The sequence below is a fragment of the Sarcina sp. DSM 11001 genome (assembly GCF_900101015.1).
In the GTDB taxonomy this organism is placed as follows: Bacteria; Bacillota; Clostridia; order Lachnospirales; family Lachnospiraceae; genus CAG-791.
Genome location: NZ_FNFZ01000001.1, coordinates 75,412 through 96,761, shown reverse-complemented (window position 1 = coordinate 96,761; position 21,350 = coordinate 75,412). Strand labels below are relative to the sequence as shown.

Sequence of the window (21,350 nt, the reverse complement as noted above, 5' to 3'; positions counted from 1 at the left end):
GACTTTTTTCAGCTTATTTTCGGCTGCCGGTACACAGCCGGGCATTTTCCGCTTATTTTTTTCCGGCAGTATACTGCCCCACGATCTTGAGCATATCACAATGATCCCTGAGCTCACTGATCATGTCCTGACCGTCCTTGGACGCCGGGCTGCCCTCGGCTTCCACATAGAAATAATATTTCCAGGGAGTAGTTTTGATCGGTCTGCTTCTCAGGACCTTCATATTGAAACCGTAACGGCTGATCACTGTGAGGGCATCCGCAAGCGCTCCGGCGACATTGTTGACCCTGAAGAGCATGATAAAGGTGCTTCCCTCCCGGACAGTGTCTTCCACATTTTTTGTCCTCGCGAACACTGCGAACCTGGTGGTATTGTCCTTACTCTCATTGATGTCGTGATCCAGAATCTGAAGGCCATACAATTCCGCAGTCTCCTCGCTCGCGATCGCAGCCAGAGTCCGGTCCCCTGTCTCCGCCACCCTGCGGGCGGCAACCGCTGTGTTTACTTCTGTCTGTTCGAGAAAAGCGTGCTTTCTGATATAGGGCTGGCACTGGCTCAGGGCCTGGGGATGACTGATCACTGTCCTGATCTCCTCCATCTTCGCGCCGGGCACCGCCAGCAGGTCATGTACGATCGGAAAAGGATAGACGCCGTTTACATAGAGGCTCCCGTGGAACATCAGGTCCACGACCTGCCCGACTTCGCCGGCATAACTGTTCTCGATCGGAAGAACGGCATAATCGCACTCACCTTCCACAACGGACAGATAAGCGTTGTCAAAAGAGTGATAGGGTATGCACCGGCCGTCCGGGAAGATCCGCTTGGCGGCAATATGGGCAAAGGCTCCCATCGTTCCGCAAAAAGCCACTTTTGCCCCGCTGATCAGACGCTCCTGATACTTTTTGGAAACCTCCATGACATCCTGCATAAAGGTCAGATAATAGGGTTTGATCATCTCATCCGTGATCAGGGCACTATTGCGCTCCAGGACCTTTTTTTCCTGCGCTGCATCAAAGACAGGAAGCCCTCTCTCCTTCTTGAAGGCGGCAATATCTTTTACTGCCGACATTCTTTTTTGAAAAAGCTCCGCCATCTGCGCGTCTGTTTCCTGAACTGTTTTCCTCGCTTCTTCCAGATCTCTCATAGTTTTCTCCTGCCCTGTTTTAATGCGGCCCTCTATTTACACGTCCGTGCATGGCTTGGAATATCCCCAATTCGCCATGCTGACAGGTTCGTGCATGGCTCATTGCTTCGCGCAAAAAAACCGTGTGGATCTGTGATCCACACGGCTGGTCTTACATCAATCTTTCTGCCTGTTATTCTTTTTCTTCAGGCATCTGCTATCGCTGTAATTATTTGTATGCATCACAACACTCTTTTACTTTCCGAAACATAAAAGTAAAAGTAATAGCCGTATGCCGGATTGAATACGCGAACAGCAGTCATTTTCTAAAACCTGATCTTTCACTGAAAAAACATATTTATGATTTTGTAACATTATCATTATTCCTTTCATCTGTCAAGTCCTTTAACTGAATCGGCAGAGCCGGCATAACCGATGAAAGTATAAAGAGCATCCCGCCATAAGTGGCACAATTCTTTTAACCCTTCATTTTTCCTGACATTTTTTCTCTTTTTTATCCAAACAGAGAAATTCTGTGGTATAGTAAGAACGCAATGCGCCTGAATAAAGAAGGAGCGTTGTTTAAAAAGCAAGGCGGAACTTAAACGTAACACCAGGTGCCGGCATGATGAGAACAGGACACCAGGTGCCGGCATTTTTGAAAGGAGTTCGGATAAAATGAAAGAGTACACCCCGGTAAAAGAAGGCAAGGTACGCGAGATCTACGATATCGGCGACTGTCTGATCATGGTCGCTACTGACCGCATCTCCGCCTTTGATGTCATCCTGAAGAACAAGATCACCAAAAAGGGCACCGTTCTGACCCAGATGTCCCGCTTCTGGTTCGACTATACAAAGGACATCCTGCCCAACCACATGATCAGCACCGATGTCTGCGATATGCCCGAATTTTTCCGTCAGGACCGCTTCGACGGCAACAGCATGATGTGCAAAAAGCTGACCATGCTTCCGATTGAGTGCATCGTCCGCGGCTACATCACCGGCAGCGGCTGGGAGAGCTACAAAAAAGACGGCACGGTCTGCGGGATCAGGCTCCCCGAAGGTCTTCAGGAATGCGCTCAGCTGCCCGAGCCCATCTACACCCCCAGCACCAAGGCTGAGATCGGCGACCACGACGAGAACATCAGCTTTGAGCGGAGCATTGAGGTTCTGGAAAAACAGTTCCCCGGCAAGGGGCAGGAATATGCTGAAAAGATCCGGGACTGCACGATCGCCCTTTACAAAAAATGCGCTGAATATGCCAAGGGCCGCGGCATTATCATAGCCGACACCAAATTCGAGTTCGGTCTGGACGAGAAGGGCAATGTCGTTCTCGGCGACGAGATGCTCACCCCTGACAGCAGCCGCTTCTGGCCCGCAGATGGATACGAACCCGGCCACGGCCAGCCCTCCTTTGACAAGCAGTTTGTCCGCGACTGGCTCAAGGCCAATCCCGACAGTGACTACAAGCTTCCTCAGGATGTCATCGACAAGACCATCGACAAGTACGAAGAAGCCTACACCCTGCTGACCGGGCTGAAGCTGTAAAACAAGATAAAAAAACAAAAAAGTTAAAATAAACAAAAGTATTTAAAAACCAGCACTGCAGAGCCGTTTCTGCAGTGCTGGTTTTTCAGTCTGTTCTATTCTGAGCCAGGTATCTGTTTCAAGTATCTGTTTCAAGTATCTGCTTCAAGTACCTTTTTAAAGCACCTGTCACAAGTTACGTTTCCACAGTTATGGGGACAGGATTACCTGTTTATATATCTGTTTCAAATATCTGCTTTAAGTGTAATCGAAACCTTTTTCCGCCAGGAACTCTTTCGCAGTTCTGACGATATTTTCATCATTGAGGCCAAAGGCCACCATGAGCTCCGCCATGGGGCCGGAGAAGCCGAACTCGTCCTGGAGGCCGATGCGGCGGACAGGGGCGGGATATCTCTCTGCAAGACATGCGCAGACTGCCTCTCCGAGACCGCCGATGACGCTGTGTTCCTCTGCTGTGATGATCTTTCCGCACTCCTTTGCGGCAGCGACTACGATGTCGGCGTCGATGGGCTTGATGGTACCCATGTTGATGACGCGGGCATGGATGCCCTCTTTTTCAAGCATTTGGGCCGCTTTTAGGGCCTCATAGGTCAGGATGCCGTTGGAAATAATGGCGATGTCTGTCCCTTCATGGAGCACCTCGCCCTTACCGATCTCGAATTTATAGTCCTTGTCGTGGAAAACAGGAATCGGGGCACGGCCGAGACGGATGTAGACAGGTCCTTCGTACTCGTAGGCTGCGCGGACCATCTTTCTGGCCTCAACATCGTCGGCCGGAGACATGACGAGCATACCGGGGATGGCGCGCATCAGGGCAAAGTCCTCGCAGCACTGGTGGGAAGCCCCGTCCTCACCGACGGAGATGCCGCCGTGGGTGGCGCAGACCTTGACATTGAGATGTGTATAACCGATGGAATTGCGGATGACCTCATAGGCGCGGCCGGTCGCGAACATCGCGAAGCTGGACGCGAAGGGGATGAGCCCCATCGCGGCCATGCCCGCCGCAGTGGCCATCACATTGCACTCAGCGATGCCGCAGTTGAAGTGGCGGCCGGGGAATGCCTTTTTGAACATACCGGTCTGGGTGGAGCCTGCCAGGTCCGCGTCAATGGCGACGACCCTCTCATCGGCCGCGCCGAGCTCGACGAGCGTTTCTCCATAGCTGACTCTGGTTGCGATCTTATTACCTTCTACCAAGTTCGTTCCTGCCATGGTCTCAGGCCTCCTTTCAATGTGCCGCCCCGTCTGCATCTGTCCTGAATGTCAAAGAAAAGGAAGCCGGATAAGCGGTGCCGGACTCCTCTCCGGATTCGATCATTCTCCTGACCGCGTCGATCTCCGCAAGTGCCTTCGCGCACTCCTCGTCGTTGGGTCCCTTGCCGTGCCAGCCGGCCTGATTCTCCATGTAGGAGACACCATTTCCCTTGACAGTGGTCATCAGGATCACCGTGGGTTTCCCGCTGTCCCTGCATGCATGGAAAAAGGCAAATGCTTTTTCCAGCTCATTATAATCGGCGCCCTTAATCTTGATCACATTAAATCCGAACGCTTCAAACTTCTCATCGATGGGTTCCATGTTCATGACATCTTTTGTGCTGCCGTCGATCTGCAGACCGTTAATGTCCACGGCAATACAGAGATTGTCCAGCTTATAATGGGCCGCGTATTCGGAAGCCTCCCAGACCAGGCCCTCTTCGATCTCGCCGTCGCCAAGGAGCGCATAGACATTGATATCCTTCTTCATCAGCTTCGCCGCATTCGCCATCCCGCAGGCCGCGGAATAGCCCTGTCCGAGAGAACCGGTGGAGAAATCCACTCCCGGCGTCGTGTTCATGTTCGGATGTCCCTGCAGATAGGAACCCACTTTCCGGAGCGTGATGAGGTCCTCTTCCGGGAAAAAGCCCAGCTGGCCCAGCACCGCATAGAGTCCCGGCGCACAATGTCCCTTGGAAAGGACGAACCGGTCGCGGTCCGGATCCTGAGGATTTTTCGGATCCACACGCATCTCCTCGTTATACAGATATGTCATGTAATCGATAGCACCCAGACTTCCGCCGGGATGACCCGACTTTGCCGCATGCGTATCTTCAACGATATGCCTTCTGGCTGTGTTCGCAAACAGCTTCAGTTCCTTGATTCTCTCCGGTGTCATGTCCTGTACTTTTCCTCCTCTGAACTCTTGATCAAATCTGAAGACCCCGCTCCGCCGCGCCCGGCAGATTCTATTATAACCATTACTTAATAAAAAAGGAATACATTATTCCTTTTTTGTACAAAATCCGAAGTCCCCGTTTTGTGATAATTGCACAAGAAGATTTCTGAAATCTGCAAAATTTCTGTAATTAATAAACACAACAGTTGAAATATTGTATTTTTAGAAGTACAATATTGTAAATGGTTTTTCAAAGCAGACATTTTTGCCTGCGCTCCTGTTCCTGTGGTTTCATCCTTATGAACAGGTTCTTAGTTTTATTATCAGATGGGAGGTCATTATGAGAACGTATGAATTATTTATCAATGGCGAATTCATCCCTAACGGCGACCGCGAAATGCTTCAGGTCCTGAACCCCGCTACCGAGGAAGTCATCTCGGAAGTCCCCAAAGCTACGGCGGCAGACGTCGAGGCAGCTATAGACGCAGCAGCCGCCGCTCAGAAAGAGTGGGCCAAGACACCTCCTATTGTACGCGCCGGCTATGTCCGGGAGCTGGCTCAGCTCGTAGCTGATAACCGCGAGCTGTTCGCCAGGACCAATTCCGAGGAAATGGGCAAACCGCTTGCCCAGTCCATGGATGAAGCCGGATGGCTGACAGAATATCTGAATTATTTTGCGGAGATGGCCCGCCATATCAAAGGCCAGATCATCCCCTCCGACCGCCCGAATGAAAACATCTTTATGTACAAAATGCCTCTGGGCGTCGTGGCAGGCATAATGCCCTGGAACTTCCCGCTCTTCCTCATCGGCCGCAAGGTCGCTCCTGTCCTGATGGCAGGCTGTACAGTCGTGCTCAAGCCCTCCAGCGACTCCCCGAACGGCTGCTATGAGTTCGCGAAGCTCGTCGAGAAGAGCTCCCTTCCCAAGGGCGTCATCAATGTTATCAGCGGCTCCGGTGCAGTAGTCGGCGATGCCCTCTCCTCCAGCCCCAAGGTCGCCATGGTCTCCATGACCGGTTCCACCGAGGCAGGCAAGAAGATCATGAAAAAGGCCGCCGACAACATCACCAAGGTCTCCCTCGAGCTGGGCGGCAAGGCTCCGGTCATCATCATGAACGACTGCAAGCTGGACGAGACCATCGAGCATGTCTACAATTCCCGCATCATCAACACCGGCCAGGCCTGCAACTGCGCGGAGCGCATCTATGTCCAGGAAGGCATCTATGACGAATTCGTCAAAAAGATCGTCGCCCGCTTCGAGAAGACCACCTACGGCAATCCTCTGGAAGGCGCCTTCGACATGGGCCCCATGGTCAACAAGGCACAGCAGGAGCACGTGGACGATCTGGTGAAGAGCGCCATCGCGGACGGAGCAAAGGTCCTCTGCGGCGGACATCCCACTACTGTAAACGGCAAGGGCTTCTTCTATGAGCCCACCGTCATCACAGGCTGTGAGCACGGCAGCAGGATCATGACCGAGGAGATCTTCGGACCCGTCCTTCCGATCACCACCTTCAAGACCCTGGACGAGGCATTTGAAAAGGCCAACGACTGCATCTACGGCCTGACCTCCTCCATCTACTCCACCAACTGGGATACCATCATGCGCGCCCTCAACGAGCTGCACTACGGCGAGACCTATGTCAACCGCGAGCACTTCGAAGCCTTCCAGGGCTTCCACGCAGGCGTCCGCCAGTCCGGTCTGGGCGGCGACGACGGCGAACTCGGCCTTGAAGAATTCCTCGAGACCCACGTCTGCTACGTCGACTATGACCTGAATGCCCAGGGCATCTGAGAAGCATAATGCCCGGTCCTGAACAAAGTCCAAGTCCAGCCGCCGGAAGGGTACGGCACTTACGAGTAAAAAACCAGCCGGAGAAACGATCATCCGTCGTTCCTCCGGCTGGTTTTATTTGTTTTTCAGAGAATCTGTTTATTCCTCATTGTACATTGTAGAATCTGTTTATTCTTCATCGTACATTGCACAAAGCCCGGAAACGAGCCTTGTACCAGCTGCTCTGACCTCATGTCATCTGTTTTTCATAGTTTTCACAGAGTTCTTTTTATTCCAGGGAATCATTCCGGTGGATCATTTCGATGAATCATTCCAGGGAATCGATCAGGTCCAGGCTGTGCTCCACATTCATCTTTCGGCACATGTCGAGGAAGGTGTCGAGAGGAATGTTGTTGAGCTGGCGGTTGGAGCCGCGCAGGTTGAGGGATACGGTGCCCTCTGCAGCCTCCTTGTCGCCCAGGATCAGGACATAAGGAGTCTTGTAGTTCTTGTAGTACTTGATCTTCTCCTTCATATTCTTGTCGGAGTAGTCAGCCTCAAAGCGGATGCGGTTCGCGGCGAGCTTGCCTGCGACCTTCTTCGCATATTCATTGTGCTCCACACGGATGGGAACAATGCCCACCTGATAAGGGGAAAGCCAGAAGGGGAAAGCGCCCTTGAAGTGCTCGATCAGGATGCCGATGAAACGCTCGAGGGAGCCGAAAAGGGCCCTGTGGATGACGACGGGGACACGCTCGGAACCGTCGCTGGCGGTGTAGGTCAGTTCGAAGTTGCGGGGCAGCTGGAAGTCGAGCTGGACGGTGCCGCACTGCCACTCGCGGCCCAGGGCATCCTTGATCTGCAGGTCGATCTTGGGACCATAGAAGGCGCCGTCGCCCTCGTTGATCTCGTAATTGCCCTCGCCGTACATGCCGTCGAGGATCTTCTTAAGGGAGGCTTCCGCCTGGTTCCAGAGCTCGATGTCGCCCATGAAATCATCGGGGCGGGTGGAGAGCTCCGCGCGGTAGGACAGGCCGAAGGTCTCATAGATCTCATCCGCGATAGCCAGGATATCCTTAATCTCGTCTTCGATCTGGCTCTCCATCACGAAGGTGTGGTCATCGTCCTGACGGAACATCTGCACACGGAAAAGACCGTTGAGCTGGCCTGTCTTCTCTTTTCTGTGGACCACGTCGGTCTCGGAATAGCGGATCGGCAGGTCACGGTAGGAATGCACGCGGCGCTTGAAGACGTTCATGGCGTTCGGGCAGTTCATGGGCTTGGCCGCCATGGTGTCATCGGCCTCGATCTGGCCGTCCTTGCCCGGGATGATGAACATATTGTTCACATAGTGTGCCCAGTGGCCGCTGATGAGCCAGAGCTTTTTATTATTGATGATAGGAGCGGAGATCTCCTGATAGCCGTGCAGGTCGTGAATGCCGCGCCAATATTCAAGCAGGGTATTGAAGACCCTCCAGCCGCGGGGCAGCCAGTAGGGCATACCCTGGGCGGTCTCGTCGAACATGAAGAGGTCAAGCTGCGGTCCCAGCTTCTTGTGGTCGCGCTCCATGGCCTCCTTGATCAGGGCTTTGTGGGCCTTGAGGGACTGCTTGTCCGGGAAGGCATAGGCATAGATCCTCTGCAGGGAATCACGGTGCTCATCGCCGCGCCAGTAGGCGCCAGACACGCTGCGGATCTCAAAGGCCGCTCCCATGAGCTCCTGGGAATTGGAGATATGAGGGCCGCGGCACAGATCCACGAAATCATCTCCGGTATAATAGACAGTGATCCGCTCGTCCGCCGGCAGGTCCTGGATCAGCTCGGTCTTGAACTTCTGTCCCTCGAACAGAGCCAGTGCCTCATCCCTGGACATCTCCTTCTCCGTCCAGTCCTCGCGCCTCTTGAGGATCTCTTTCATCTTATCCTCGATCAGCTTGAAATCATCCTTGTTCACCTGTCTGGGCAGGATGAAATCATAATAGAAACCGTCCGCGATCTGCGGTCCGATCGCGTACTGTACGTTCTCTTTTCCAAAGATCTCAAACACTGCCTTGGCCAGAATGTGGGACAGGGAATGACGATACACTTCCAGATACTGTTCTCTTTCCATACCTTGTTTCCTCCTTTATTAAAGCGCCCGCCGCGGAATGTTCCTCATCTCCCATGCAGGATCTCCTGTCCACAAAAAATGGACTGTTACTGTTCACAGAAATGTATGATGAACCCCCCGCCGCAAAGTGCCTGACATGCTCCGGCACCTGTCATCCGGATCCCGGAACACTGAACCTCCGGGGAGAAATGCCTGTACGGAGATCTCCCGCAGAACCTCCTGCCGTGCATAGAAAAACCCCCGCACAGCATAAAAAATTGCCTTGCGAGGGACGTTTTTTCGAACGCGGTTCCACCCTGCTTGCCGCCGCTGCTCCTGCATTTAAAACCTGCAATAACCAATAGCCGAAGCAAGCCAGGGCTGAAACACTACTGATGCCTGATCATGATCCGGACGTATTAAGGGAACAGCCCTGTGGCGGCCACTCATTTCATGATGATAACGGAATCACCGGGCTTGATTGGAGCCTCTCCGAGGTGGTCTTCAGACAGCTTCCGACGGACTGCTTCCAGAACCACTGCGCGAATCTCCATAAAAGCGCACAGCCGGCAGCCCTCTCTGGGACATCCCCTGTCCTACTTTCCTCATCAACGATTTCGGGATACAGGCAAAAAGGACCTGCAGCCCACTAAGAATAAACAGTGATATTCTATACTATTGAGGCAGATTATTCAATATCTCTGTAATACATATTTCGTTTATTTTTGACACCTGAAGCTTTATTTTTGACAGCGTTACATGTCCACGCCCCTCGAGGGGGCGTGGACAGTAACGATCAGAACACGCCTGACCATAGCCAGATGCTCCCGGAACGATTCGACAACTTACGCTTCTTTAGTGAAAGCATCGTCCCCCGGAACGTATTTATACACAGCGTCGGTCAGGATCTCCTCCTCTGCCACCTGCGTGTGGTTGATCTCCGTCACAATACTGAGCAGATCCTCTGCCTCCTCGCCGGAGTCGGGGAGCAGGATCAGTTCGTGTACTGAACTTGGCAGGATGAAATAAGGGCCTCCAATCTTCCTGGAGATTTCCTGCAGCATGCCGGGATAGAGGATCACCGCGGCTCCGAACAGGCCGGTTTCATTGGTGAGAAGATAAAGATTTCCGTCCGTCTCCGGGCAGACCACCTCCAGTACTTCAGAGAGGGGCCGCAGAACGGGAGGGAGCATCTGCGCGCAGTTTTCCAGGACCTCCCTGTAAAGCTCCTGTTCATTCTTTCCCCATCGTTTTATATCTGTATTTTTAACGATGATCATGCCGTTCCCGAAAGCCGGATCTTCCATCAGATAGTAAAAAACAGCAGATAAATCCTCGAGATCGACATGAGGAACTCCCTTCAGAAATCCTCTGTTTGCCTCTGTCCCGATCAGCTTGATCCCCAGTCTGTTCCTGACAGAATCGTAGCTGTAGAAAAAATTATCCGGAAATGTAGTGCCAGGAGTTTTTTTCCTGCAATAATTTATGATATTCTCCGCGGATTCCGATACAGCCTCTCCGTGGAGATAATGATCATAGTAGGGTTCGAGATATATAGTCGGAGCGACCTGCGCGTCATTGAAACGGATCGTGCAGGCATTTTTACAGACACCATTGTTTTTCCTCACCTCGCGGAAAGTAATGTCCACATTTTCGTCAGAATGCTTTTCAAGCTCCGAGCGGAGCATGGCATAATACTCCGACTTCCTCACACACAGGCCTTCCGCCTTATCTTTGCAGCTGTTTCCCTCTCTGTTCTGTTTATTGATATGTTGTGTATTTAAAGGTTGTTTATTGATAGGTTGTTTATTTGTATAATTCATCGATCAACTACTGCCTCCGTTCAAAAATGCATTGAAATATAAACGCATCGAAATTTAAAAAGCTTTAAAATTTAAACGCATAAAAAAGGCAGTGAGTTTTGTACTCACTGCCTTCTTAATCCACAAAGCCGAAGCCGTAAGATCAGGCTCTCGATAAGACCTGGTCCCCCGGTTCCGTATAATAGAAATAAAGGAATGTCATGCTCTGGAAAGATACTCACCGCTCCTGGTGTCGATCTTGATCTTGTCGCCGATGTTGCAGAAAAGCGGTACGCTGACCTGCGCGCCGGTCTCCACGATCGCGGGCTTGGTAGCGCCTGTGGCGGTATTGCCCTTGAATCCGGGTTCGGTCTCGGTAATCTCAAGCTCCACGAACATCGGAGGTTCGATCGCAAACGGGATGTTATTATAGGAATTGACCTTGATCATATCGTTCTCTTTGACGAACTTCATGTTGTCACCGACAATATCCTTGCCGAGAGAAATCTGGTCAAATGTCTCTGTATCCATGAACGCATAGAGCTCGCCATCCTGATACAGATACTGATATTCCTTGCGGTCGATCCTGGCCTGAGGGAATTTCTCTGTAGGCCTGAAGGTTGTCTCAGTCACACCGCCGTTGATAATATCTTTCAGCTTGGTTCTGACGAACGCTGCGCCTTTACCCGGTTTAACATGCTGGAACTCAACGATCTCGAGAACGCTTCCATCTTTCTCAATCGTAATGCCATTCCTGAAATCACTTGCAGAAATCATATAAAGTACCTCCTGAGATAATCGCGTCAATACCAGTTTATTCTATAACAGAGAAGCAACTTTTTCAACCACCATTTAAAAACTGCAGCAGTATCTGTGGAGGCTGGGTCACAGTACAGACCGGCTCGAAACTCGAGGCGTTTTTCGCGGCTTTTTCGCGAAAAACCCGAGTTTTACGGCGAAAATCCCATCGCGAAGCGATTTGGAATGGGATTTTCGCAAGCTACAGTACACGTCCTCGATAGGGCGTGTACTGTAGCGAGGCTGATGTGTTACAGTCCAGGCCTGCCTGAAGGGAGACAGGCAAGGGGGACAGTGCCTTAGTTACTCCACGCCCCGGTCATGGTGCGCCAGTAACGACGGCCGCGCCCCAGCCGGACGATGTGCTTCAGGAATCCCTGCCGGCTTTTTTCGTTTTCCCGCGGACATTTTCCTGCTCGAGCAGTTTCCCGAGTTCCTCCATGAAAGTGCCGACATCCTTAAACTCACGGTATACAGAGGCAAAGCGGACATAGGCGACCGGATCCAGGCTGTGAACGCGCTTGATCACCAGCTCTCCGATCTCGGAGCTGGAGATCTCCTTTTCCTCGCGGTCAAAAATCTCTTTTTCGATCTCATCGACAACACGCTTGATCTGGTTTACGCTGACCGGGCGTTTGTGGCAGGCTCTGAGGATCCCACCCTCGATCTTGGACCGGTCATAGGGCTCTCTGTTGTTGTCCTTTTTGATCACGACCATGGGGATCGTCTCAATCTTCTCATAAGTCGTGAATCTGCGCTTACACGCATCACAAACCCTTCTTCTGCGGATAGAATTGTTTTCCTCCACCGGTCTGGAATCAGACACTCTGGTATCTTCACTTCCACAATAAGGACACTTCATTTCTTTTCCCCTTTCCAGAAATTCAGTCAGCTGCCTCAGCAAAACCTTTTTGTCTCAATTTGATCTCACTCTGTCCTGTAAAAGCCATAATTTTCAGCTGTTCAGGATTTCTCTGTATCTCTCTCCCTCCGCCGCCGTCTTTGCGAGATAGCGGATGACCTCCACGGGATAACGGCCGACAGCGGTCTCTCCGGTCACCATTACTCCCGAGGCGCCGTCTGCGACGGTGTTAAAAATATCATTGACTTCAGCCCTCGTGGGAACTGCACTCTGTTCCATGCTCGACAGCATCTGGGTGGCTGTCATAAAATATTTGCCCGCTGCCCTGCAGTCCGCCGCGATCTGCTTTTGGGCGGCCGGAAGCTGCCACAGATCCATGTCATTTCCGAGATCTCCGCGGGCGATACAGACAGCATCACAGGCAGGCAGGAGCTCTGCGAGCTGGTCCATCCCGGCGCGGTTCTCAATCTTGGCAACGAGCTGCAGTTTCTGCGCCCCATTCTCCGCGAGCACTCCTCTGACCTCTTCGAGGTCCTCCCTGCTCCGGACAAAGGGCTGCATAATACCGGTCACCCCGCAGCCAAGGGCATCCCGTACGTTCTGGCGGTCCGCCTTCGTCATGGCAGGCAGGCGAATGTCAGCCCCCGGAACCTTGATGCTCTTGCGGCCCGTCAGTCTCCCTCCGCGGACCACCCGGGCAAATATGCTCTCCTCCCCCGTCTTCGTGACCCTGAGGAGGAGTCTTCCGTCATCCAGAAGCACCTCCGTATTTTTTTCCAAAACATTATAGACCGCTTCCGGGACAGGAATGTCCACAAGAGATCCGGATCCACCGGCGGCACACACTGACGTCCCGCATCCCGGACTCGAAGATGCCCCTTCTCCTGAACAGGAAGACGTCCCGTATCCCGGACTGGAAGGTGCTCCTTCTCCTGAACAGGAAGACGTCCCGTATCCCGGACTGGAAGGTGCTCCTTCTCCTGAACAGGATAATGAAAACGCTTCTTCACTGCACAGGCGTACTTCCTCATCCTCGCGCAGCTCAGCCGGCTTTCCCATAGGTCCGATCCGCAGCTCCGGTCCCTGCAGATCAACGAGAAGGAGGGGTTTTACTCCCGCCCTCTGCGCCGCATCGTGAAGAACATTGAGCAGGCCCTCACTCTCCCGCAGGCTGACATGGGAGAGATTCAGGCGGACCCCCGTCATTCCCGCAAGAAACATCTGTGTAAGTACTTCTGCCGAGGCACAGGATGGCCCCAGAGTACCGTAGACATCGATCATTTTCACCCCCGGCAGAAAACCTGCTGAAATAATCTGCAAGGTAAGGATAAAGCATTTACCAACAGAAATTCATAGTGTAAAGACTGCATCCCGCACAGGCAATATACGTTGTATTCGACTGCGTAACCGGTCATATGTGCAGGAGCGTCTTGGCGATCGTGAAATAGACAGTCAGGGATATTGCGTCCACGATAGTCGTGATGAAGGGACTGGCCATGACGGCGGGGTCGAAGCCGATGTGCTCTGCTGTGAGCGGCAGTATGCATCCGATAATCTTTGCGACAAGGACTACACATACAAGGGTTATGCACACGATCGCGGCCACCAGAACCGGGATCCGGTCAAAAATGAGCAGCTTGGCAAAATTACACAGGGACAGGGTCACGCCGCACATCAGCGCCACGCGGATCTCTTTCCAGACCGCCTGCAGTGTCTCCTTAAATTCTATTTCTCCCAGCGAGATACCACGGATGATAGAGACGCTGGCCTGGGAACCCGCGTTTCCTCCGGTGTCCATGAGCATGGGGATGTAGGCGACAAGGGCTACATATCTTGCAAGGGCATCCTGGGCTCTCGTGATGATCGCGCCGGTGAAGGTCGCGGAGATCATCAGGAACAGAAGCCAGGGCATTCTGGCCTTATAGGTCTCCAGGATACCGGTCTTGAAATAAGGGCGGTCTGTCGGCAGGATAGCCGCCATCTTTTCGATATCCTCCGTGGCCTCTTCCTGGATGATATCGACGATATCGTCGATGGTGATGATTCCCACCATCCGGTTCTCGTTGTCCACGACCGGCATGGCGGTGAAGTCGTATTTCTGGAAAATGAGGGCTGTTTCCTCCTGGTCGGTCATGGTCCCGATGCTGATGATATTTTCATTCATCATGTCCCCGATGATCGTATCGGGATCCGCCATGACCAGATAGCGCAGGGCCACCGTACCCAGCAGCACACGCTGCGGATCCAGGACATAACAGACATTGACCGTCTCCTTGTCAAGACCGATCTTGCGGATCCGGTCTATCGCGTCCTTCACAGTCATGCTCTCTTTCAGATCCACATACTCGACCGTCATGATGCTGCCGGCCGAATCCTCCGGGTATCTGAGCAGATGATTGATGTCCGCCCGCGTATCCGGACGCGCATTGCTGAGGATCCTCTTGACCACGTTGGCAGGCATCTCCTCCAGGAAATCCGCGGCATCGTCCGCCATCAGGTTATCGATGATGCTCGATGCTTCACGGTCGGACATGGAGTTGATAATATACTGCTGATCGTCAAATTCCAGATCCGCAAATACATCTGCCGCCATGGCTTTGGGCAGGATCCTGAAGATCTTGAGGGACTCCTCATCCTCCATATCGTCCATGACCGCTGCGATATCCGCTGTCTGCATATCCGCACAGGTCTGCCTCAACTTTGTATATTGCCTTGACTCCAGAAGCTCACGAAGCAGGTTCTCATATTCTCTGTTCTTATCTTCCATGTTATCCCCTCCCTTCGCCCTGTCTCAGGCAGTTCACGAAAACCGTAAATCCGCCAACGGATCAAAACTCATCTGCTCACGGGATAAAAGCCTTCCGAGACAACCTCGATCTGTGCCCCGCCGCTGGTGAGTGAAGTGATTTTCTGAACCAGTGCATCCGCACCGGAAATCTCTGCTGTCAGGTGCAGAGTCACATTTGCGCCGTATTCCGTCTCTCCCATCTCGATCCCGTCCCGCCGCAGCTCATAGAGCAGCCTGTCCAGGGCAGGATATTCCACAGTCACAGCAAGCTGCCTGCACAGACACATCCGCACCTGCTGCGCGTTCTCAAGGGCAGCCCGGGCGGCTTGTGTATAAGCCCTCACCAGCCCGCCGGTCCCGAGCAGGGTTCCCCCGAAATAGCGGGTCACGACCACGAGGACATTCGTACAGCCCGTCCCCTCGATCACCTTCAGGATCGGCTGCCCTGCAGTACCGGAAGGTTCTCCGTCGTCAGACGACTTTTTTCTCTCCGATCCCTCTCCGATCACCCAGGCATAACAGTGGTGTCTCGCATCGTAATAGTGCTTCCTGATGCGCGCCACATGCGCCGCTGCCTCTTCCTCTGACGAAACAGCAATGGCTTCCCCCAGAAACCGCGACTTTTTTTCTTCATATTCACCGTTTCCGGTCCCCTTGATCGTCAGATACTCAGAAGAAGCCATCTTTACCCTCTTTTTCTCTTAAACTCGTTTCTTAAACTAAAACAGCCATACACTATAGTATAACATTAAATCCATCATTTGTGAAAATGTTCTGCAAAGATTGATTCGCGATTGATTCGCCAGGCAGCACTTTTTTTTTCGGGAAGGGGGCGGTTTTATGTCTCCCTTCAGACAGGTCTGTACTGTAAAACTCTTTTTGCAAGCAATTTATTGACCAGTGATTTGTTAACTTCTCTTTCACATTTTCCGTATTTATAAGCAAGATTTAATTTGCTATAATAGGACGGAATTGGAGAAGTTCCTATTTATAAGGTTTATATTTATAATGCTTATATTTTTAATGCTTATAATGTTTTTATAATGTTCAAAGCTTATAATGTTCTATATAGTTATATGACAGTGTTCTATCCAGTTATATGACAGTTATATGCTTATGTGATCTAAAGGCATTATTTTTTACATTTAAGTTTATCTTCTATTTTTTTTTAAGTTTTTCTTTTATTTTTTTCTTTTAGATTTTTGCAGAAAGGAACCTGTTAATGAGTTTTAATAAAAAATCAATATCTTCCAGAAAAAAGGCCCTCCGCAGTGTCGCCGGCAAGCGTTTTTCCCGGCTGTGGATCCTGGTGCTCACGCTCATCGTGATCGTGGTCGCGGGAGGAGGCATTATCGGTGTCAGCGCCATGTACGGGACATACAGGGGCATTCTCGAGACCTCTCCCGATATCGGCACGATCGATGTCAGCCCCAAGGGCTATTCCACTTTTGTCTATGACAACAAAGGCGGAAAGATCGCCACTCTCGTCTCCACAGATTCCAACAGGATCCCGGTCGATGAGACGGGGATCCCGGACAATCTTGCCAATGCCTTTGTCGCCATCGAAGACGAGCGTTTCTACCAGCACAGCGGGATCGATATCCCGGGCATTTTCCGTGCCGCCTATGTCGGGCTGACAAGCGGGTTCGACTTTACCGAAGGCGCCAGCACGATCACGCAGCAACTGATCAAGAACAATGTCTTCACAAACTGGACAAATGAGACAACTCAGGACCGGATCAAGCGCAAGATTCAGGAACAGTATCTCGCCTATGAGCTTGAAAAAAACATGCACAAGTCCGAGATCCTGCTCAACTACCTCAACACGATCAACCTGGGCCATAATACCCTGGGCGTGGAGGCGGCCTCCCAGCGCTATTTTGACAAGCACGCTGCTGACCTGACTCTGGCGGAATGCGCAGTCCTCGCCGCCATAACCCAGAACCCCAGCGCCTATGACCCGATCGTCTTTCCGGAGGACAACCACGAGCGCCAGAAGGTCGTCCTCGAGCATATGTACAGCCAGGGCTTTATCACTAAAAAAGAATACAAAGAAGCCCTGAAAGAAGACGTCTACGCCAAGATCCAGGACATCAACAAGGATAAGGAAAAGGTAGACAACAGGGTCAACTCCTACTTTGTCGATGCCCTGATCCGCCAGGTCCTGCGCGACCTCAAGGATGAAGACCTGATCGTGGACAAGAGCTTTAATAACGGCAATCCCCTGACAGATGATGAGGCGTATGCCCTTCTCTACAGCGGAGGCCTCAGGATCTACTCCACCCAGGATCCCAAGATTCAGGCCATCGTGGACAAACAATGCAGCGAGAATTCGGGCAACTACCCGGAGGACACGCTCTACTATCTGAATTATGCCCTGACAGTCACTGCCCCTGACGGGTCGCAGACCAATTACGACAGCAACAGCCTGGAATCCTGGTTCCTCGACAGGGATGAAAGCTACAGCATCCTCTATAAGTCAAAAAGCCGCGCGAAAGAAGACGTCGAGGCTTTCCGCAAGGCCGTTGTCGGTCCCGAGGACACCTACGAGGAGAACTATGAGCTGGCTCCCCAGCCGGAGATCTCCGTGACCGTCGCCGACCAGAAGACCGGCTATGTCGTAGCCATGCTCGGCGGACGCGGTGAAAAAGAAGCCAGCCGCACCCTGAACCGCGCTACGGATACGACCCGCCAGCCCGGCTCCACTTTCAAGGTCATCAGCACTTTTTCGGCCGCCCTCGACAGCGCCAGGGCAAAGGATGTAAACGGAATGCCCTTTACTCTCGCCTCCACCCAGGTCGATGAAAAATACGCCTATGACAACGGTGTAGAGGTCCACAACTGGTATGAAAAGGAAGAGAAGAGATATAGGGGCATTCAGACCATGCGCAATGCCATCAGGGATTCCCTCAATATCGTGACCGTAAAATTCCTGACCCAGATCACCCCCCGGGTGGGATTTGAATATGCGGAGAATCTCGGGATCAACACTCTGGTGGATGACGAGGAGATCAACGGAAAGATCTTCTCCGACGTCAACCAGACCCTCGCCCTGGGCGGCATCACCTTCGGTGTGCGCAATATCGAGCTCAATGCAGCTTTCTCGACCATCGCCAACGGAGGCGAGTACATCGTTCCCCGCCTCTATACCAAAGTCACCATGGTCAACGAATCCAGGGACTCCCACGGCGGTGTGACCGAGGCTGAGACCGTTCTTCTGGACAACACCAAACCGGAAAAAGAACGTGTCCTCAAAAAGACGACCTGCTGGCTCCTGACCAGCGCCATGAAAGATGTCGTGAAAGAACCGGGTACCGGTACTCCGGCCTATTTTTCTACCACTGCCATTGCCGGCAAGACCGGCACAACCGAGGAGAGCAACGACGTCTGGTTCTCCGGTTATTCTCCAAATTACACCGCTACTGTCTGGGCCGGCTATGACAATAATACCAAGCTGAACAAGACAGAAGAAGTCCTCGCCATGACCATCTGGCGGCAGATCATGTCCAATATCGACGCCAATAAAAAGTACTCCGACTTCGAAAGGCCCAAGGGGATCGTAGAAAAGGTCGTCTGCGCCGAGACCGGACTCCTTCCCGTCAGCAAATACTGCAGCCACACCTACACTGAGTATTTCGTCAAGGGCACTGAACCCACAGCCACCTGCTATCTTGGATCAAAGAAGAAGAAAGAAGAGGAAGAAAAGAGAAGGAAAAAGGAACAGGAGGAAAGAGAAGAAGCAGAGCGCAAAGCCCGCGAACAGAAAGAAAAGGAAGAAAGGGAAAAGAAGAAAAACGAGGAAGAGGAAGAAGAGGAGGACGAAGAGGACGGAAAGACCAATAGAGGAACAAGCAGACCCGGACGAAGCAGCCGGGACGAAGAGGATGAGGACGAAGACGAATGAATCTAAAAGACGAATGAGTCTTTATAAACGAACCCTTATAAATAAGCCTTCCTTCACCTGAAGAAATAACTTTCTTAACCTGAAGAAATAGCTTTCCTAACCTGAAAGAATATCTTTCTTAACCTGAAGAAACAAAAAGAGCCCTTCCGGACTGACAGGCAGTTGAATAAACGCCTGCCCCCGGAAGGGCTCTTTTTCATTGTTTCTTAAGATAATAGATGATGGATTTCCAAGACTTTCCGAATCTGGTATTGCACCACTAATCTGGTACTGCGCCACTTTCCCGGCTCTGTTTTTTCTGTAACAGTAATAGTTCAGGAACCGGTGAAAAACATCCTTTGGAGAAGAAATAGTTTTTAAACCATTTATAGAGCGGCGTGTCCGGCCTGCCAGCGGATATTCAGGAGATAAAACACTGCCCCGATCAGCAAAAGCAGAATTCCAACGAAGAGAAGGAGATTCGGATATAAAGAATCTGTGCCGGCAATATCCAAAGCTCCTTTAAGGAAACTTGCGGATGTCACGGATGCGATTCCGAAACGGTACAGGTCTTTCTGCATCCCGCCGATTTTCCAGAGCTGCCTGAGAGTTTCTATATATCCCTGTTCCTCCTCTTTCTTTTTCTGACCGGCGCTTTCAATGGTTTTATTATGCACAGCCTCCTCTTCCGTATCAGGAAGAATACTACACAGAATCAGCAGAGCCGGTATACCGCCCAGAACGAGCGGCCATACAAAAAGGAAGGTCATCCAGAAAGACTGGATTCCATGCGAAAAATGACTGTAGACCACAAAAAACACCAGGCAGAATATGGAGACCGCAAGATACCGGAAGAGTACACCCCTCTGGCGTCTTCGCAGGTTATTTATGTAGTCATCCTCCCGGACCGGTTTATTCTTTGTCTTCATAGATAAAAACCTGCTATTTTCCCGCTTCAATAACCCACATACAATATATCGCTAATCGTACGTTCCTCAAAAACATCACCGTAAGTCGTCGGTTTATTCAGGACTTTCCCCAAAAACCAGATCGTTGAGGAACCGCCCCCATCGAGGTTATAGGCTACAGTGCAGCCCTGATCAAGCATCACCTCTGCCAGCCTGTCTAGCGGCAGGCCGATGCTCTCTTCAGTCCTTCCGTCAGAGACTACCATAATATAGTGCAGAGGCTCTATCATGCCAATCGCAGTGCGGGGATTTGTGATCTGAGCTCGTTCCACTTCTTCACCCTCGATCACCTGTATCCTGCCGTTGTTCACCAGAGCCGGACCAAAGGAAAAGACCTGCCTTGCGCCGGCTCCCTCCAACTCTTCTGCCGTGTACGCGTCCTCATGAATAACCTCAAAGGACCCGTCCTCCCAGATCACCAGGTCCTCTCCATAGGGATATTTGGTATTGGAAGCACTGCGGTACAGGTAGCCATTCCGGAGGACATAGCCTTTTTCCCTGAAACCGTAATAATCACCGTTGACAGCAAAGACAGCGCCGTTTCTTTCCGCGATTCCGGAAGTGACCTCCGCGACGTTCCTTCCGAAGGAGTCCTCCGCCAGCCCCGCCTTGAGCAGGGAAGGATCAGAGAGCCTGACATCCGCAATATACAAAGTCGTATCGTCTATCCGTTCCTGCCGTATCTTTATCTTTATATTTCCATCATCATAGCTGTTCTCCGTAATGCGCGCCTTGTACCTTCCGCGGTTGAGCCCCTCCTCCCCCTGGACCCACTCCACGATATTCCGCGGAATGACAAAAGCATCCAGAAGAACAAACAGCACAAAAAGGTAGAGCAGCAGCGCGAAACCCAGCCGGATCGCGCCCCTCAGCCCCAGACGCGTCCGGATCGGACTAAGCTTCTGATGTACTCTTTTGAGATGATGTTTCAGATGATTTTTCATGATGCTTTTAAAAAATGATGCCTTTTAAAAATGATGCTTTTTAAAATGATGCTTTTTAAAATGTTCTGCTCAGGTATTGATACTCTATCTGGCGCTGCTCTGCTCAGGTGCTGTTATTCTATATGGCGCTGCACTTCTCAGGTATCGCTGTTCTATCAGATGCTCCCCTGTCATTCATTTTCCATGCAGGGAAGGCAGGAAAGAAAAAACCGGATGCCTTGAAGACATCCGGTCCTTGACGTAGCGAGGGGGGGACTTGAACCCTCGACACCGCGGGTATGAACCGCGTGCTCTAGCCAGCTGAGCTACCTCGCCATATAAACTGTATCCGTTCACTTCCCGTTTTTTCCGTTCTGCTTTCGGTCAGCTTCTATAGTATACGATTGACAGGTACATTTGTCAACGAATTTTTTATTTTTTACGTCGGTCTTTTAGCTCCTTTTTCCTTTTTTATCGGTCTTTTCCTGCGAATATTATATTTTTTCTGATAAATAATGGCAAAAGGACAGTTAATCGTGACAGAACGAAATACGCCTGTCAGCTTTTATCCTGTCACTCTTTTATCTTCGCGATATGGGTGACCTTGGGCTTGCGGAGCTGAAATATCGCTTTGTTTTTT

At 51.6% G+C, this 21,350-nt stretch carries 15 protein-coding genes and 1 tRNA gene; 3 read left to right on the top strand and 13 right to left on the bottom strand.

From position 1 onward, the window contains the following. Nucleotides 1–52: 52 nt before the first annotated feature. Nucleotides 53–1,144, bottom strand: a complete 1,092-nt coding sequence (locus BLT02_RS00345; protein WP_092990869.1) for a bifunctional chorismate mutase/prephenate dehydratase — start codon at nucleotides 1,142–1,144, stop codon at nucleotides 53–55. A gap of 657 nt (nucleotides 1,145–1,801) precedes the next feature. Between BLT02_RS00345 and BLT02_RS00340 the strand changes: the two genes are divergently transcribed. Further along, nucleotides 1,802–2,671 (top strand): phosphoribosylaminoimidazolesuccinocarboxamide synthase, encoded by an 870-nt coding sequence (locus tag BLT02_RS00340; RefSeq protein ID WP_092990868.1) that lies wholly within the window; start codon nucleotides 1,802–1,804, stop codon nucleotides 2,669–2,671. A 237-nt stretch (nucleotides 2,672–2,908) separates the two neighbouring features. Here BLT02_RS00340 and BLT02_RS00335 read toward each other — a convergent pair whose 3' ends face one another. Both BLT02_RS00335 and BLT02_RS00330 read right to left on the bottom strand, forming a co-directional pair. Next, a complete protein-coding gene (locus BLT02_RS00335) occupies nucleotides 2,909–3,868 on the bottom strand; it encodes a transketolase family protein (RefSeq protein WP_092990995.1) in 960 nt (319 codons plus the stop codon). Nucleotides 3,869–3,899: 31 nt separating this feature from the next. Next, complete coding sequence (locus BLT02_RS00330; RefSeq protein ID WP_092990867.1) at nucleotides 3,900–4,823, bottom strand: transketolase; 924 nt, start codon at nucleotides 4,821–4,823, stop codon at nucleotides 3,900–3,902. Nucleotides 4,824–5,163: 340 nt separating this feature from the next. Here BLT02_RS00330 and aldA point away from each other — a divergent pair, with 340 nt between their 5' ends. Further along, nucleotides 5,164–6,618, top strand: coding sequence for an aldehyde dehydrogenase (gene aldA, locus BLT02_RS00325; RefSeq protein WP_092990866.1), 1,455 nt, complete (start codon nucleotides 5,164–5,166; stop codon nucleotides 6,616–6,618). A gap of 307 nt (nucleotides 6,619–6,925) precedes the next feature. Here the strand turns inward: aldA and thrS are convergent, their stop codons facing one another. The 7 genes from thrS to BLT02_RS00285 all read right to left on the bottom strand — a co-directional run bounded on the left by thrS (nucleotide 6,926) and on the right by BLT02_RS00285 (nucleotide 15,619). After that, nucleotides 6,926–8,707 (bottom strand): threonine--tRNA ligase, encoded by a 1,782-nt coding sequence (thrS, locus tag BLT02_RS00320; RefSeq protein ID WP_092990865.1) that lies wholly within the window; start codon nucleotides 8,705–8,707, stop codon nucleotides 6,926–6,928. A gap of 824 nt (nucleotides 8,708–9,531) precedes the next feature. Next, nucleotides 9,532–10,509, bottom strand: a complete 978-nt coding sequence (locus BLT02_RS00310; protein ID WP_092990863.1) for a DUF5688 family protein — start codon at nucleotides 10,507–10,509, stop codon at nucleotides 9,532–9,534. Between the two features lie 198 nt (nucleotides 10,510–10,707). Next, nucleotides 10,708–11,265 (bottom strand): elongation factor P, encoded by a 558-nt coding sequence (efp, locus tag BLT02_RS00305; RefSeq protein ID WP_092990862.1) that lies wholly within the window; start codon nucleotides 11,263–11,265, stop codon nucleotides 10,708–10,710. 388 nt (nucleotides 11,266–11,653) lie between these two features. Beyond that, nucleotides 11,654–12,148, bottom strand: a complete 495-nt coding sequence (gene nrdR, locus BLT02_RS00300) for a transcriptional regulator NrdR (RefSeq protein WP_092990994.1) — start codon at nucleotides 12,146–12,148, stop codon at nucleotides 11,654–11,656. A gap of 93 nt (nucleotides 12,149–12,241) precedes the next feature. Then, nucleotides 12,242–13,429, bottom strand: coding sequence for a pyruvate kinase (locus BLT02_RS00295; protein WP_092990861.1), 1,188 nt, complete (start codon nucleotides 13,427–13,429; stop codon nucleotides 12,242–12,244). A 130-nt stretch (nucleotides 13,430–13,559) separates the two neighbouring features. Beyond that, on the bottom strand, nucleotides 13,560–14,915 hold the full coding sequence (gene mgtE, locus BLT02_RS00290) for a magnesium transporter (RefSeq protein WP_092990860.1): 1,356 nt from the start codon (nucleotides 14,913–14,915) through the stop codon (nucleotides 13,560–13,562). A 68-nt stretch (nucleotides 14,916–14,983) separates the two neighbouring features. Further along, complete coding sequence (locus tag BLT02_RS00285; RefSeq protein ID WP_092990859.1) at nucleotides 14,984–15,619, bottom strand: YigZ family protein; 636 nt, start codon at nucleotides 15,617–15,619, stop codon at nucleotides 14,984–14,986. Nucleotides 15,620–16,158: 539 nt separating this feature from the next. Here BLT02_RS00285 and BLT02_RS00275 point away from each other — a divergent pair. Beyond that, a complete protein-coding gene (locus tag BLT02_RS00275) occupies nucleotides 16,159–18,840 on the top strand; it encodes a transglycosylase domain-containing protein (RefSeq protein ID WP_092990857.1) in 2,682 nt (893 codons plus the stop codon). A gap of 365 nt (nucleotides 18,841–19,205) precedes the next feature. Here the strand turns inward: BLT02_RS00275 and BLT02_RS00270 are convergent, their stop codons facing one another. From BLT02_RS00270 to BLT02_RS00260, 3 genes are all read right to left on the bottom strand, one after another. Continuing rightward, entirely contained in the window at nucleotides 19,206–19,748 is a 543-nt protein-coding gene (locus BLT02_RS00270; protein ID WP_092990856.1) for a hypothetical protein, read from the bottom strand. 26 nt (nucleotides 19,749–19,774) lie between these two features. After that, the gene (locus BLT02_RS00265; RefSeq protein ID WP_092990855.1) at nucleotides 19,775–20,731 is read right to left on the bottom strand and encodes a phosphodiester glycosidase family protein; all 957 of its coding nucleotides are present in this window, start codon (nucleotides 20,729–20,731) and stop codon (nucleotides 19,775–19,777) included. Nucleotides 20,732–20,972: 241 nt separating this feature from the next. Beyond that, nucleotides 20,973–21,046: transfer RNA gene (locus tag BLT02_RS00260), tRNA-Met, on the bottom strand. Nucleotides 21,047–21,350: the final 304 nt, after the last annotated feature.